At 43.8% G+C, this 16091-nt stretch carries 10 protein-coding genes and 2 pseudogenes; 5 read left to right on the top strand and 7 right to left on the bottom strand.

Annotation, left to right across the window (positions count from 1 at the left end; all coding sequences use genetic code 11):
* Positions 1-462: 462 nt before the first annotated feature.
* Together AB4585_RS17180 and AB4585_RS17175 are read left to right on the top strand one after the other, a co-directional pair.
* Positions 463-3480, top strand: a complete 3018-nt coding sequence (locus AB4585_RS17180) for an EAL domain-containing protein (protein ID WP_017069971.1) — start codon at positions 463-465, stop codon at positions 3478-3480.
* 122 nt (positions 3481-3602) lie between these two features.
* Positions 3603-3713 (top strand): annotated as a pseudogene (locus tag AB4585_RS17175) (DUF3103 family protein); the annotation flags it as partial.
* Between the two features lie 146 nt (positions 3714-3859).
* Here AB4585_RS17175 and AB4585_RS17170 read toward each other — a convergent pair.
* Together AB4585_RS17170 and AB4585_RS17165 are read right to left on the bottom strand one after the other, a co-directional pair.
* A complete protein-coding gene (locus AB4585_RS17170) occupies positions 3860-4177 on the bottom strand; it encodes a Dabb family protein (RefSeq protein WP_372112135.1) in 318 nt (105 codons plus the stop codon).
* 213 nt (positions 4178-4390) lie between these two features.
* A complete protein-coding gene (locus AB4585_RS17165; protein ID WP_017101685.1) occupies positions 4391-4630 on the bottom strand; it encodes a hypothetical protein in 240 nt (79 codons plus the stop codon).
* A gap of 81 nt (positions 4631-4711) precedes the next feature.
* Here AB4585_RS17165 and AB4585_RS17160 point away from each other — a divergent pair.
* A pseudogene (locus AB4585_RS17160) lies at positions 4712-4822 on the top strand (LysR family transcriptional regulator); the annotation flags it as partial.
* A 127-nt stretch (positions 4823-4949) separates the two neighbouring features.
* Here AB4585_RS17160 and tnaA read toward each other — a convergent pair.
* From tnaA to AB4585_RS17145, 3 genes are all read right to left on the bottom strand, one after another.
* Positions 4950-6422, bottom strand: a complete 1473-nt coding sequence (gene tnaA, locus AB4585_RS17155; RefSeq protein ID WP_102444765.1) for a tryptophanase — start codon at positions 6420-6422, stop codon at positions 4950-4952.
* A 776-nt stretch (positions 6423-7198) separates the two neighbouring features.
* Entirely contained in the window at positions 7199-8875 is a 1677-nt protein-coding gene (locus AB4585_RS17150) for a GTPase family protein (RefSeq protein ID WP_372057151.1), read from the bottom strand.
* Entirely contained in the window at positions 8862-9977 is a 1116-nt protein-coding gene (locus AB4585_RS17145) for a YcjF family protein (RefSeq protein ID WP_372135675.1), read from the bottom strand. Before AB4585_RS17145 ends, AB4585_RS17150 begins: the two co-directional genes overlap by 14 nt.
* Positions 9978-10216: 239 nt before the next feature.
* Between AB4585_RS17145 and AB4585_RS17140 the strand changes: the two genes are divergently transcribed.
* A complete protein-coding gene (locus AB4585_RS17140; RefSeq protein ID WP_017063632.1) occupies positions 10217-10729 on the top strand; it encodes a peptide-methionine (S)-S-oxide reductase in 513 nt (170 codons plus the stop codon).
* A 218-nt stretch (positions 10730-10947) separates the two neighbouring features.
* On the opposite strand, the gene AB4585_RS17135 is transcribed toward AB4585_RS17140, so the two are convergent.
* Positions 10948-12564 carry a polysaccharide lyase 6 family protein gene (locus tag AB4585_RS17135; RefSeq protein WP_372146844.1) on the bottom strand — a complete coding sequence of 539 codons (1617 nt, stop codon included), beginning with the start codon at positions 12562-12564 and terminating at the stop codon, positions 10948-10950.
* Positions 12565-12649: 85 nt separating this feature from the next.
* Positions 12650-14422, bottom strand: a complete 1773-nt coding sequence (locus tag AB4585_RS17130) for a sodium:solute symporter family transporter (protein WP_017067389.1) — start codon at positions 14420-14422, stop codon at positions 12650-12652.
* Positions 14423-14931: 509 nt separating this feature from the next.
* Between AB4585_RS17130 and AB4585_RS17125 the strand changes: the two genes are divergently transcribed.
* A complete protein-coding gene (locus AB4585_RS17125) occupies positions 14932-15543 on the top strand; it encodes a toxin-antitoxin system YwqK family antitoxin (protein WP_372155709.1) in 612 nt (203 codons plus the stop codon).
* Positions 15544-16091 lie beyond the last annotated feature (548 nt).

The following is a 16091-nucleotide window of genomic DNA, read 5'->3' as shown; positions in this document are numbered from 1 at the left end:
TAACAACTACTTAGAAATTAGATTTACAGTTCTAATTTAGATCCGACAACGAATTATCGAACTCTCGCCACTATCTCACTCTCGGCTAGATCAATGATTATGTGATCACGATATCCCCTTTTTCGATTCTGTGCGCTACCTCTACGTTTGTATGCCATTTATTGTTGCAATTAAATTCAGGAGAGTGGTTTCTGCGTTTCTATTCATAATCCGTTCCGGTTATTCTAGGTACTGTCAGAACAGATCAGTCGCTTAAGTCATGTCCATAAATTGAGGACCGCTTCTGAGTAACCTCTCAAATATATGAGTTAGAATTACTCGGATTGTGCGTGGTTTTGCATTTCCTTTTGCCGTAAGTTTATTTTCAAGCTCGCTTAGTAGAGCATGGAAGAAATAATAAAAAGATACCTATTCTCCCCCGAAAACAGTTCTACTCAACACAACTTTCGACCGGCTAATAACATGACTATTGTTACATCTAAAAAACGTCCTACCGTTGGCATTGTGCTGCCTATGCTCAGTGGCTTCTACATGGGCGAGCTAAATGCAACCCTTAGAAGGCTTGCGAAAAACCATAAAGTCAATCTGATCTTCATCCGCTCGGGTGAGCGAAGAGATTTTAAACTTCCTATATATTTTAATCATCTCGATGCCCTTGTGGTCGTTCTCCATGCAGCGACAGTAAAGTTGATCGAAGAAGCTATAAACGCAAACATTCCAGTCATTTCTATTGGAGCAAGCTATGCGCCGCTGCCCGTTGAGCAGTATTATAGTGTGCAAAGCGATGGTGTCACTAAGCTCTATGAATGGTTACAAAGTCAAGGACACGAAGAAATCGGCTTTTGTGGCGATCTCACTGTTAATGATATCAGGTCTCGCTTCAAAGCGTATCAACGCACGGTGATTGATCATAAAGGCTCATTCAACCAACGCCATTTCTTCCGCGTGTCGAATTGTTCTCTATCTGGGGGACGAGAAGCCGCAATAGAATTTATACAGCGTAAATCCAAATGCACTGCGGTTATCTGCGCAACTGACCACAATGCTGTAGGTATGATGGAGCAACTGTCTCACAGCAATATCTCGGTACCTGACGATGTCGCCATCGTAGGCATTGATAATATTTTCGTCGGTCAACAATTCAATCCCAAGTTAACAACAGTAGACCAACAGCTTGAGCTTCTAGCGACGCAAGTATTTCACCGCGTGTTGGAACGTATTTCTGGGAAGCCTTTTAATAATGCCAATAATAGTGTCCCGCAAAAGCTCATCGTTCATCAGTCTTGCGGTAACACAAACCCAGATCTCGAACATAAAGAAGATATCAACTCAACTCGCCAAATCCTCTTAAATGTGCAAGGGCGTTCTCCCGCTGAGATATTCGAAAATTTCTATTCACAAGCACAAGGAGGTTTTGACTCAATTAGAGATGCTCAAAGCCTTTACGGAAACAATCTTGACTGGGCCTGTCTCGCTGAGTGTAATTCGGAGCAATACACTATTAGGAAATGGGTAGAAAAAGGCATGACTCAGCCAACTACCCTACCGCAACAAACAGATATTCAAGACGATATTCGCAATTTCCCATTTTTCGAACGCTATGATCATTTCGTTGCTTCCATTCTTCCTATCAACTCAGGGCAAGAAGATCACTGGAAGCTCGTCGCTGTTGTTGATTCATTGCAAGATCACCAAGATATCGGTACACAATCGGTATTCAACAATTATTTAGATATGCTCGCACTGTTCATCGAGCGCGACGAGCTTATCAATACAAGTAACAATCGTCAGAAGAACTCCCAACAGTTGTTGCAACAGCTCAAAGTAGTATCTAACAGCTCAAACGATGGTATCTGGGATTGGGACTTACTAACCAATACTCTTGTCTGGAACAGTCGGTTAACCAAAATGATTGGCTGTCAAGATACCTTTTCTGATCGTAAGTTAGGATGTGACCATCTGTTCCAATATATACACTCAGAAGACTTAGAACTTCTCGAGTCCGCCATTCATAACCACTTAAACGAAGAAGTACCGTTCAAATGTGAATTCAGGATGAAGACGCAACATCGCGGATATATCTGGGTTCATGCCAATGGCTCAGCGGTTCATAATGCAGAAGGGCAGGCTGTGCGCTTCATTGGCTCAATGACGGATGTAACTCAAGAGCGAGAAGATGCGGAAAAGATTCAACACATGGCGTATTATGATGCGCTTACTGGCATCGCTAATCGCCGGAAAATAATGGAAAGCATCGCGCAACACATTGTGAATCGACCTAACCAAAAACGCGCGGTCATGTTGATGGATCTTAACCGTTTTAAGATTATCAACGACTCTTTTGGTCATCACGTCGGTGATGCACTTCTTTGCCACGTGACCAAACATATTCAGAACGTGCTATCAAGTGAACACCTTGTCGCACGTTTGGGAGGTGACGAATTCTTGTTTTTGTGTAATGTCAGTTCCGAAGCAGACATCAACGCACTCGCCACGCAGATTTTAAATGCCGTTCAAAACCCATTGATCGTTGATGATATTGAGATTATCAGCCAAGGAAGCCTAGGCATCGCTATGTATCCTTATGATGGAGTAAGTGCCGAAGAATTAATTAAGCAGGCCGACATTGCCATGTATCAAGCTAAAAAGCTGGGAGGACAAAGCTATCTCAACTTTCAAAGGTCAATGGCAAAAGAGACGGAAAACATAATCGAAATAGAGCACCAACTCAGTCGTGCCATCGCTCAACAAGAAATAAAGGTGCACTACCAACCTCAATATTGTGGGCAAGATGAAAAGATTACTGCTGTTGAAGCACTAGCAAGATGGGAATCTCCAACATTGGGGGATGTCCCTCCTGACCAGTTTATCGAGGTTGCTGAATCAGCTGGCCTAATCAGCAAGCTTGGTGAATGTATCATTCATCGAGTTTGTAAGGATGTTGAAGGATCTGAATGGCTACAAACCATGAGCCATATTTCCATTAATATCAGTGCAAAACAGCTGATACAGCCTCACTTCGCTCAAGAAATCATTCGAACTATTCGCCAATACCAGCTTCCTTTGACGTTATTCTGTATTGAGATAACCGAGTCAGCAGCAATTGTCGATTACGAGTTATGCATAAACTCACTTAAAGAACTACACGATGTAGGAATTTCTATCTCTCTTGACGATTTTGGCACGGGATTCTCTTCTCTATCTCTACTAAAGCAACTTCCACTAAGTGAAGTAAAGATCGACCGTTCATTTATCTCTGACATAACTCAAGGGCAGACCAACTTAGACTTCGTCAACACTATGATCATGATGGGTAAAAGCTTGGGCTATCGTGTTGTAGCTGAAGGGGTGGAAACTGCTGATCATAACCAACGCCTAAACGGACTGGGGATAGATCTGCTGCAAGGTTATTACTTCAGTAAACCTCGACCATTAAGTGAACTGGAATCAGAAGTGGCTATCAAATTGACTAGAGCTTAACCGTGGCACAACGGCATTATTTAAAAGTAATGCCATTCTTATTCACGCTTTGCGTTAACTTTACTGCCTATTGGCAGGTTAACGGAATAAAAATGAGCGTAAACAGTAGATGACATAAAGGTCGTTTAGAACCACAGATAGACCTCGTTGAGATGCCTTATCTGGACTACGACAAACAGACGTACTACCCCAATCAGACAGTTATCTTCTGGCCTCGCTACCGCTGGGGCGCAGGCGGGAATGCTGTCGCATCGTTTGCACCAGTCACTATTTCGCCAACAGAGTAAGACGTTTCTTATTGAGTTAGGGCTTAATTGCTAGGCCCTAACCCTTCATTATTGAAGCTAAGTAAAACACAAGAGGCCTACTCAGAACCTAATTACAGGGAGTAATCAAACACGATAATGTCGTCTAGCAACGGACGAAACACATCTTTCAGCGCATCATGCTCTGGGTGCGGAAGGTAATTCTGACGGCCTTGTTCATCGGCGAATGTCATTAACACTGAGTGGGTATAACCTTGATTCTTGTTTTCAGGGCTGTCATTTAGCCCCCACTCGACTGAAGTGACCCCTTCAACTTTGTTTGGCATCGCTTCGAACAACATCTTTAGTTTTTGAACCTCTGAAGCCTCAGCGTTTTCTTTAAACTTAATCAGTAAAATGTGACGAATCATTCCCGTTTCTTTTCGAGTCATTCCTATCCCTTTTCGAATCGTTCGCTTGCTCGTTTGTCATGCTTAACCAACACCGAGTCGCGTTCTTAAGTTAGAGGAGAACAAAATGCCACACGTTACACAACATGCCAAGGCTAGAACGCTGGATTTTATAAAATAACCCAAATCCCAACACAAAAATGCTGCACCCAAGGGCGCAGCATTTCTCATGACAATGGTAAGCACGTTTTAACGTTAATCACGACGACCTGTAAGCTGGATCGTTTGGTCTTGATCGACGCTCTTGTGGAATTTTATTCCGCCATTAGCGGCGTCATTTCTTCCTTCAAGCACTGGCTCAGATTCAACACGCTCAGCCTTTACTTGATTACCTTCGCTTCTCGTCATATCGAGAGTACTCGCATAAGTACCGTCAGCCGCGAAAGCCGTGTTCATAGATAAAGCCATCAATCCAAGTGCGATTAACTTGTTCATACATCACCTCGTTGTATTTCTAATTCTTTGTTCGTTTGGTATCTGTGTTTTTGTTGGAGTAACTTTAACAATCGAACATGAACCATAGATGTGAGCTATGTGATGAGCTGCCGCCGCTCGCAAAAAGACGCACCTTTGAATCAGTGGTTATTCCAAATGTTGAAGTCTACCCTGAAAAACAAACAAGCGTAGTTCAGCTTTTAACGGGTTAACTACTTAAAGGCTTAACTGCCTAACTCCCCTACCATCCAAAAAAAGAAAAGGCTCCCGAGGGAGCCTTTGATTAGGGTTCTAGTGACTATTCGCTTATGTTTTTATTTTAAAATGCTTCTTCGAGCGTTTGTTCGTTCTTTTTTTCTGTTTGTTTCTCGCTGGTCTCTACCTCTTTCAAGCGCGCAGTGAAGTGTCTTAACACCGGCGGCTCGTAGGTAAAATCGAGCCCTTTCACTTGTCCTGCATTCTCTTTCACTTTTTCGAATGCTTCGATAATGAAGTCCATGTGTGTTTGTGTGTAGGTCGCGCGAGGAATGGTAAGGCGCAACAACTCAGCAGGACATGGGTGTTGTTCACCTGTTGCTGGGTCGCGTCCTTGCAGCAAAGACCCAATCTCAACCGCTCTGATACCCGCGACTTTATAGAGTTCGCACGCCAAAGCATGTGCTGGGAACTGACCTGCTGGAATATGAGGAAGCAGTTTACCCGCATCCACAAACGCAGCATGACCGCCTGCTTGCTGGCACACGATGCCCATCGCTTCTAAGCCATCAACAAGGTATTGAACCTGACCAATACGGTACTCCAACCAGTCTTGGCGCATACCGTCATACAGACCAACCGCCAAACGCTCCATCGCGCCACCTTCTAAACCACCATAGGTTGGGAAGCCTTCTTGCACGACACACAAGGTTCGACACTCTGTGTACACATCCATGAAAGAGTCGTCTTTAAAGCACAACAAGCCGCCCATTTGTACCATGGCATCTTTCTTGGCAGACATGGCTAAGCCATCCGCGTATTTGTAGGATTCACGCGTGATCTGTTCTATTGTCCAATCTTGATAACCCGATTCACGTTGTTGAATGAAGTAAGCATTTTCAGCGTAGCGTGCCGAGTCCATGATCACAGGAATATCGTACTTCTGAGCGATTTCATAAACGGCTTTTAGATTGGCGATGGACACTGGCTGTCCACCAGCAGAGTTACAAGTAATGGTACTCACAATGTAAGGAACATTGGCCGCGCCCGCTTCTAAGATCGCTTCTTCCAGCTTCACCACATCGAAGTTGCCTTTGAAGTCCGCATTCACTGAGGTATCGAACGCTTCTTTGGTATAAACGTTCTTCGCCACACAGCAATTCACTTGGGTGTGACCTTGTGTTGTATCGAAGAAGTAGTTCGACAAGGCGACCATTTTGCTGCGATCGAGTCCCTTTTCCATTTCACGCTTCTTGATAAGAACAGGAATGTAGATCTGCTCTGCGCCGCGCCCTTGGTGTGTTGGAATCGTCAACTCATAGCCAAAGATATCTTTCACCGCATTCGACAATGCGTAGTAACTGCGGCTACCACTGTAAGCTTCATCACCCATTAACATCGCGGCTTGCATACGCTGAGTAATAGAACCTGTACCACTGTCTGTCAGTAAGTCGATAAACACATCATCACTATCCAGTAAGAATGGGTTCATGCCCGCTTCAACAATGGCTTGCTCACGATATGCAGAGGTTGTTCTTTTTACTGGTTCTACAACACGAATACGAAACGGTTCTGGTAGATGTTTGAAATTTTCCATAATAGTACCTTTCAATACATTCCGATCAGGTCGAAATCTATTTTCTTTAGATGTCACGAATCCTCACCATTAATTTAATAGCTCCGCATAAAGATAGACGGAAATTAACAATGAAAATAAACAAGTTAAATAATTAGTTATTAATCGAACCTAAACAGAGGCTGAGATAATTAGCGAGAACGACAAAACAACGAATATTCTGCACGAAATAATAAGTGCGACATTCATGCGTTCAAAGGTTATCAAAGCTGCTAATAGGTAAACAAAGCACGCTGCTTTGCTGGCGCGTGACGCCTAGAGGGTACTACTCTGAAGAAAGGCGGAACGAGAGCTGGTGATCTAAGGTATACCAAGCTAACAAGGTTAGCCATGTTGTTGATTGCCATTTCAGATACATGTTCACAATATATCCCTACGTTGAAATCAAGATGATCCGAAATTTAAATATAGTGTAATTGTTTTATAAATACAGCTTAGAAAAGTATAAATGTGATCAATATTTAGAATGGTAATTAAATACGATAGCATGTTATATAAACTGTGAATCACAGCCGTTTACATACTATTAAACTAGTTCAGCGAGAACCTTAATAATATCAAATCTCTTTTGAAATCAACACCTCTCTAATAAGGGGCGAAGATAGCTGTTTTCTAAAAAAGCCATCATCTAAAAAAGCCATCATCTAATAAAGCCAAGATCCAAAACTCGCCGATCTAGAAAAGATAAATTCTGATGAGGCTCAAACCTCACCAGAACCGTATTCGCAGTGAATGACTTACTTCTTCTTCACGGCTTGCTTGATGGCCATTTCAGCCAGTTTTGGTGTCGCCGCTTTCAATACGCTGGGTGCCACCTTCTTACCCACTTTGACTGCTTTATTCAGTTGGCCTTTAACCGACGAGCCTCTTTTCATGGCTTCTAAACGTTGGCGGTTTCTCTGAACGTTATTTGCGTCAGCGATACGCTCTATCAACGTCTGCCTTAAAGTATCTAAACCAAACTGTACCTTTTCTGGCGCAATCGCCAGCGGTAACACGATATCGGTTTGCAGCAATATATGATTGTATTCGAGCGCTTGAGCAATGATCTTCGCTTTGGTCGATGTTGGATTCTCTAAGTCATACGGTGGCTGCCAATCGTCTACAGGCTTTAATCTGTCTACCTGATTCACAACCGACACCACAATCGGTTTCTTGCGTGAGATGTTCTTAGGATCGTCATAGAAAGCATCAAATCTATCTTTCAATTGCTTATCCAAATCACGTGCAGACTGATTGGCTTTAAGCACCCATAGCACCACATCCGCTTGGGTCATCTCTTTCAGCATTAAGGCTTCGGTTTTAGGATTGCCATCAAGCCCCTGAAGATCAACAACGCGAACATCATTGTCGTCGACAAACGCGTTATACACCGTTGAAGTGTCGGTTGATGGCAGCACATCCACTTCTGCAACCAACTCTTGCTTGAGTGCATTGATAAGTGAAGATTTACCCGAACTGGTTTGTCCCACCAGCACGATTCGCACAGGCTCTAGCTCTGGAGCAAAGCGTTGTTCGTCGAGTTCAGAAACATCAGACACTTTAAGTGCCTCATCTTCAATGCTGAAACGTCCGCTGTAGAGGTCAATCGCCACCGCCGCAACTTCATCTAACAAGGCTTGTTTGGCGGCGTATTGCATGTCATCAACCACACCCCTTGTCATCGTTGCTGTCGCTTGTTCTCGTCCTAAATCAGAAATCACCTTGAGTGGATTCAAATACAAGTTTTTAAGGTGGTTACCCCAAATAGCCGCTTTGAAGATCTTCTGTCCTAGCTCACCGTATTTATCGTAGGCTTCGTAGCCCGCTTTGATGTAAGAAACCTTGAGATACTCAATGCCGGGGATATGCTCTCGCACTACCAATTTGTAGCGTCGGCTGACCTCTTCGAACAGCTTTAGCCCTTCAGGAATCGAAAAATCGAGTGATTTCTTATCAAACTTTTTCGCAACAAATTCAAGTACCTCTAAACCGGTTTGGTCTAGGTTACCCCACTCTATGTCGACCATTAATTGTTGGCGTACATGGTGTTTTGAATCATTCCAGATCGACAGTTCTTTTTGAGACCAATCAGCCGAAGCCTTAACCAATGCATCGTTGATATCAGCTTTTTTATGCTGTGATTCAGCTTCAGCAGTATCCTCGCCAAGGCCGCCACTCTCTTTATTCGAGAAAGACTCTTTATTTGAAGAGCGGCTTGAAGAACGGCTAGAAATGAATAAAGGAATGGTGAACACCAAGGTACTCACGGCAATGGCAATCGACATTTCGAGTAGATAACCGTATTTGATCGCCAAGAAGACACCAAAACCCATCATGATAATGCTTGGGAAGATCGCCGAAATCAGGGCAATGCCCCAGCGTCCGCTCGATAGCACCGCCAGTAATCGAAATAGGTTTCTAATTTTCTTCATAACCCGACGCCGCCTTTCCTTTTTTCAGAGATTCTTTGTAGATCTTCTGCATCTCTTGTTCAGACACTTCTTCACCTTTGTTCTTATGATAGAAGTAAAAACAAGCCGCGCGACCTAAACCATAAGAGGTGCCGAAACTCATTGCCGCTGCAGCCACCGCACCTACCGTTTGACCATAAACTGGAATCAGCTTTATCAACTGTCGAGTGCCCAGCTTCATTCCGTATTGCAAAGCAAAGCTGCTTCCCAGAGTGCCTATCAACTCACTAAAGACTCTCTTATTCCATTCGACCCCATATTGATTGGCCAAGCTGTGAAGCATTTTGGCTTGAATCGCAGGTACCGACACCAAACCAACACCCGGAATCAGGTCACTCGCTGCGGCACTTCCTGCATACCAAAGCACTTCGTTTTCTACTTGATCAAAGTTGGCTTCTTCTTGCGTGGAATGTTCTTTGTCTTGCACCATCATTCCTATCACCGGAAGAATACTGCTCAGCTTTTCTAACAAGATGTCATAGTTGTAAACCGCTTCGCTGTTAGACATAGCGTTGTCATCCGTTTCGAAATCGACCGCTACCGATTCAAACTCTTTACCCCAAGCCTTCTCTACTTGGTTGCTGTTGAACTGAATTTGCCTTGCTCGATCTGGTTCACTGGAAGACAACACCGCCGTATGAAGCAGCAACAAGTGTTTAATCTTCTTCTGTTTCTTAATCTGTTTTAGAGCCGTAAGCACAGCGGATTGTTCAGGTTCGTCGGCTTTCATTACAACGACTAACGCATTACCTGCCTGACCAATCTCTTCCAAATCCTCTTTCGCATCGTAATTCGCTTCGCTGAGTCCTCTGGTATCAAGAAACCTCATCACGGGTTTGTCTTGCGGAAACTCATACGACATCGCCGTCATGGTACAAGGCGCAAAACCATTGCCCACTTCTACAGAAGAGTCGCCCGTGACCGCTTGAATAAACGATGACTTGCCCGCCCCCGTTTTGCCCAACAGCCACAATGTAGGAAGATGCTTGCGCTGATATTCATGAGCCTGAGTAAGATCTGGGTTCTTGCTCGGATTGATGAAGTCTTTTATTTGATCAAACATGTTTAGAGTAACGCTCACTTGATGTTGAGATTCGAGTTGATGACAAAGCAATACTGACTTATATAATCACAAATCATATTAAACTTATGTTTGTTCAGTCGCACAGGTTTACAATGCCTAAACGCTTGTTTTTATTTGCGCGCTCATTTTTATAGACGCTTTTTTATACGTACGGGTATCATCGTATTGATTCGGGTACCTAACGAACATCAACAAACACAGAGAGCTCAAAGAGAAGTATGGAACAAATTTATTTAGCTGGCGGCTGCTTGTGGGGTGTACAAGAATTTATTAAGTACGTTCCTGGTGTTATCAGCACAGAAGCAGGCCGTGCTAATGGAAGCGCCCAGCCAACAGAGAACAAAACGACACAAAGCGACGGCACACAAAGCGATTACAATGGCTACGCGGAGTGCGTACAAATTGAATTTGATCCAAACATCACGTCAGTCACGATTTTGATGGAACACTTGTTTGAGATTATCGACCCTTACAGCTTGAATAAACAAGGTGTCGATGTCGGAGAGAAATACCGCACAGGTGTATACAGCACTAATGCAGAACACTTAACCGAAGCTAAGCACTATATTTCTTCAAGAGATGATGCCGACCGTATCGCTGTTGAGGTGTTGCCGTTGACCAATTATGTTGCCAGCGACGACATCCACCAGCATCACTTAAGTCACTTCCCTGAAGATCACCACTTATGTCATATCCCTTGGGATCTGCTGCATAAGTATAAATCACAATAGTCGCGACGTAAGATTAAAATAGTCTCGACGTAAGATTAAAATAGTCTCGACGTAAGATTGAGATGATCACGACCTAAGATCGATAAAGCCTCAACAGACATTATCTGTTGAGGCTTTTTAGGTGTTAATGGTCAAGACAGTTATCGTGAATTGATTTGATAACTCAAACCATTAAGCATTAGCCATTAGCCATTAAGCAATAACCCATAACCAATAACTTACTTAGTCGTATTCTCAAGCACGTAGTCCGGACCCGCTGTTTCAGCCGTCACGACCGCAAGTTTAGACACGTCTGCGCCTTCACCTTGGTAAGCGTTAATGCCATTTTCTACAACGACTTTTGGTAGCTCAACCGAGTAGCCTTCGATCAGTTCAGAATCCGTTACTTGACCTACGTAAGTTTCGTCTGTGTAGGTTGCGCCAACTAATGGGAAGTCTTGCGTTGCACGGACACTTACAAATTCAGGTGACTGCGAGTTATCAACCACATTGTGTTTAAACGCCACATCAACACCCGCATAAATGCCTTCCACTTCTGCGTTGTTGAACAGGCTTACACGGTGACTTTGGTTGCCGTAAACAATGCCCCACTCAGTATCAACTAGAGAGTTATTCTCGATCGTGATGTTTTTCGGTGTCCACTGCTTATTAAGCTCTTTGCCTTTCACCGATTGATCTAGCTGCTCACCATTCGCTACGTCGATGATGCCCGTGTTAATAACAATGCCGCCACGTAGGTCAGCGTTGCCTTCAATCACACCATCACGACCACGAGTGTTGGCAATGTAGTTATTGCGAATTACATGATCTTCATCGTAGATACGAATGCCGCCCGTTAGGCGCTTTCCATTGCCAAGAATCATGTTGTTCTCAACTGTGTTGCCTTTACCGTGGCGCAGTGAAATAAGAGCTGCACTTTGGAAGATCGTGTTGCCTGAGATCGTGTTGTCGCCCGACTTAATCGAGATAAGCTCACGCTCACCATCCATATCGATCATTAGGTTGTTCACGAACTTAGAACTTGAATCCCACTGTGAAGATTTAGAATCACCAATACGGATCGCTTCCCAGCTGTTGCCGTTGTAACGAATCGCTTCTTTGATGTCGAATTCGTTGAACTGGTTAGGCTTTTGATCCATGAAGATGTTATTTGCGATCAGGTGGTTGTCAGCTGTGTCATCTTTTTGTACACCAATCAAAGTGCCGCGTTTTTGCTTACCTTCGAAACGGTTGTTGATGACTTTGCCGTCTTTACCCCATAGAGATACCCAAAGGTACTTTGGATACTCAGAACGACGCTCGTCTGGCTCGTACGTGTAATCGTGGTTGAAGTAGTAGAATGTTGAGTTTTGAAGCGTATTGCCATTACCCATCATACGAACTGCACCAAAGCGTTCTTTAGGGCCGCCTTCAGTAAATACCAAGCCATCAAGCGTGATGTCATCGCCTTTCAGTTCAAACTGAATCAACCCCGTGATCCACGCAGAACCTGCTTGCTCTGCCTTGATAGTGATGTCATTCGCCGTGATCGTCACTTGACCTAAGTTCGCGTATTTACCGGCAGGGATAACCACTTCGTCGCCATCTTTTAGGTTTTCAAATTGTGCTTTAAGCGCAGCCACTTGCTCTTCCGAAGCAACGGCTAAAGTGTCGCCATCTACCTCTGTTAAGCGGTCACTGCTCAATAGGTAACTACGGTCAATTTCGCTAACAGCAGGCGTAGCTTGTTCAGCGACACTGACTACGGGTGCTGTTTTTTCTTGTGTTGTACAGCCTGTTGCAAAAGCGAGTGTGAACGCGCTAATAATGCTTACCGATAATAGTTTTTTGTTCATCGTACATCTCACATTAAAGTTTGGATTATAAAAATGACGACCACCCGTTCAGGTGGCCGTGATGTTATTTAGGATGCGTATTAAATTAGCCTTCGGCTGGAGTCACTTCGTCTTGTTGCTCGACTTTGTCATCGACTGCTTTAACAAGTAACAGACCAACAGAGAACACAATCAAGCCACACAGAACGAATACCATGCGTCCCCACATTGGGTTTGGCAGTACGAACATAGTCATTACGCCCACACCCGCTACCGCGATAAGTGAACCCAACATACGACGTTGCTTGTTATCCAGTTTCTTCTGTTCATTACTTTCAGCAACTAGTGGCGTCGCTAGGTTGTTGAAGAACTTGTCTACGTCTTTCTCACGGTGCTCAGCAAGAGGCTTGTAGAACAGTGTTGAAAGAACAAAGAAGCCAGCAGTAAATATGATGTGACCGATAAGGCCGATAGCCACTTTCAGGTCAGCCCACTCACGGCCAGTTAGTTCATTTAGACCGAACCAGTTTTGAATCATGTCCGCAGTGATAACGAAACCAACGAAGTAAGAAACCACACCACCTACAACTAGCGTGCCCCAACCTGCCCAATCCGGTGTTTTACGGATGAAGAAGCCACAGAATGCTGGAATTGTCATTGGGAAGCCGATCAATGCGCCCACGTACATCATGGTGTCGAAAAGGCTCAGACCTTTAAGAGAGTTGATGAACAGAGCAACCAAGATGATCGCGATACCGAAGAAGGTAGACGTTAGTTTAGAAACAACCATTAGCTCTTTCTCTGTCGCTTTAGGACGAAGAATCGGCTCGTAGAAGTTCTTAACGAAGATACCTGAGTTACGGTTTAGACCTGAGTCCATTGAAGACATTGTTGCTGCGAACATAGCGGCAATCAGAAGGCCAACCATACCTGCAGGCATGTATTCTTGAACGAAGTAAAGGTAAGCGAAGTCAGCGGCTTTGCTGCCAGCTTCTGGGTAAGCAGCTGCTAAATCAACACCTTGACCAGCCATGAACCAAGAAGGCATGAACCAGATGATTGGACCAAGCGTCATTAGTACACAAGCAAGCAGTGCTGCTTTACGTGCGTTGTTTGAATCTTTTGCAGCAAGGTAACGGTAAGAGTTAAGCATGTTGTTGGTAATGCTGAACTGCTTTAAGAAGATGAACACAGCCCAGATGCTGAAGATGCTCATGTAGTTAAGGTTGTCACCCGTGATGAACGAATCCGTTGGGAAGTCGCTAATGATCTGCGTAACACCGCCACCGTGGTAAATAGCAACGACTGCACATGTCACCGTTACTGCCATGATGATAACCATCTGCATAAAGTCAGATGCGATTACCGCCCAAGAGCCGCCCGTCACTGACATCACCAGTACAACCAGACCCGTTAGGACAATCGTCGTTGTCATATCAAAGCCGAAGATACCCGATGCGATGATTGCTAGACCATTCAACCAAATACCTGCAGAGATAACGCTGTTTGGCATACCAGACCAAGTAAATACTTGCTCATTCACCTTACCAAAACGCATACGAATCGCTTCAATTACCGTCACAACACGCAGTTGACGGAACTTCGGAGCGAAGTAAAGGTAGTTCATTAGGTAACCGAATGCGTTCGCGATGAAGATAATCGCTACGGCAAAGCCATCGGTAAAGGCTTTACCTGCTGCACCAGTAAATGTCCAAGCACTGAACTGGGTCATAAATGCGGTTGCACCTACCATCCACCACAGCATATTACCTCCCCCACGGAAGTAATCACTTGTCGTACTTGTAAACGTTCGAAACATCCACCCTATCGCAATTAAGAATAGGAAGTAGATGCCAACTATCAGGGTATTGAGTTCCATCGTTAGACCTTTTATTTATGTTTTTTTGTTGAGGTCACTATAAATAAATGGCAAGTATATTTGTACTACAATAATCCAAATGCGTGACAGTGATCTTACAGTCTGACACTCAATTAATCATACAAGTGATCGAGTTCAAAGTTGCACCACCTAGGAGCGCAATTCCTCAAGTCAGTGCAGTTATCCGCACTAAATTTCGACCAAAACCCCGAAAAACATGAACAAAGTCTCTAAAAATCGAAGATTCATCGTTAAAAACTATTATTCTTGACGATCAAAGCTTAAAGAAGAGCAGCAAAAATATCGTTAGATATAATTTATAAAAATGAATTAAACCAATATATTTGTATTACAAATAAGATCGATAATTTGCTTTTAAAAGTTCCCTATATTAGGCAGCCAATAATGAAAACTTGAAAACCACTATTAGATACTGACAGGGATACACGGAAGTGAAATGCTTTTAACACACCCGTTACACTTTCCCCGTCCAATAAAAAGGTGTCATTATGAAGAAATACGTTCCAATCTTAATTGCTCTTAGTACGGTATCTTCTATGAGCTATGCAGCAACACCGCGTGAAGATGCTGTTGACTACTTACAGATGCGTAAAGGCGTGGCTTACCAAGTAAACCATTCAAAACCTTTCACTGGTCAATTTGAAGAGAAGTTCGATAACGGCCAAGTCGCGACCCAAGCTCAGTTTGCCGATGGCTTAGAACTTGGGCTAGAAACTAACTGGTATCCGAATGGCCAAGTCGCTTCTAAAGTGAATTACGTAAAAGGTGAACTGCAAGGCAAAGCTGAAACCTGGTATCCAAACGGACAGAAAAAAGCAGAGCTCAACTATAAAGACAATGAGTTGTCTGGTGTTGCCTCTCGCTGGTATCCCAATGGCGAACAAAGCCTAACAGCCGAATTCAGTGACGGGCAAAAAGATGGATTGGTAACGGACTACTACCCTAATGGCAATAAGGCCAGCCAAGCGAAGTTTGATGAAGGTGAAGTCGCGAACGGAAAACTTACTCGCTGGAATACTAACGGTGACAAAGTTGAAGAACTGACCTTTAAAGATCACAAAGTCACCTCTAAACAGGTGTGGATGCCTACAGAAAGCTAAGCCTCAAGAACAGCTCTCACGGAGCTCTTTGATATAACTAAACGCCTGCTGTTAAAGTTTGCAGCTACACGTCTGCAACTAAGAGACAAGAGAAGAGAAGAGAAGGGAAACGAACATTCATGTGATTAAGCGTGAATGTTCGTGGCTTTGATGCTGTAACAGACTCACTTGAGCGTGTTGTCATCAACCTAAAAGCCTATTCTTAAGCCGCGGTTTACACGCTTATTGAGCCGCACACGACTCTCTACTCAAATTTCAAATAAAAAAACGCTCATGTTGCCTGTATCAACATGAGCGCAAGGGTAGATCTTCGACTACCACCTCCTACCTTTCTAGATGAAAGCAGAAGTTATAATTAGAATAGTTGGGAGCAATAATCAAAATGCTTTCGCAAGCACTTCAACGATTTCTTCTTTGTCGCTGATGAGAACAACGGGTAACGATTCGAACCCAGTTCATTCCTATCAAGTTCATACTTATATAGCAGGCTATGTCACTACCTTGCCTACTACATTTCAAACCTTCTCTGATTGAGCTTTAAATCACCT

Origin of the sequence: Vibrio sp. 10N.222.49.C9 (genome assembly GCF_041474985.1) — a bacterium.
GTDB classification, from domain to species: Bacteria; Pseudomonadota; Gammaproteobacteria; order Enterobacterales; family Vibrionaceae; genus Vibrio; species Vibrio crassostreae_C.
The sequence above is the reverse complement of the archived record's forward strand: the minus strand, read 5'-3'. Positions and strand labels throughout refer to the sequence as shown.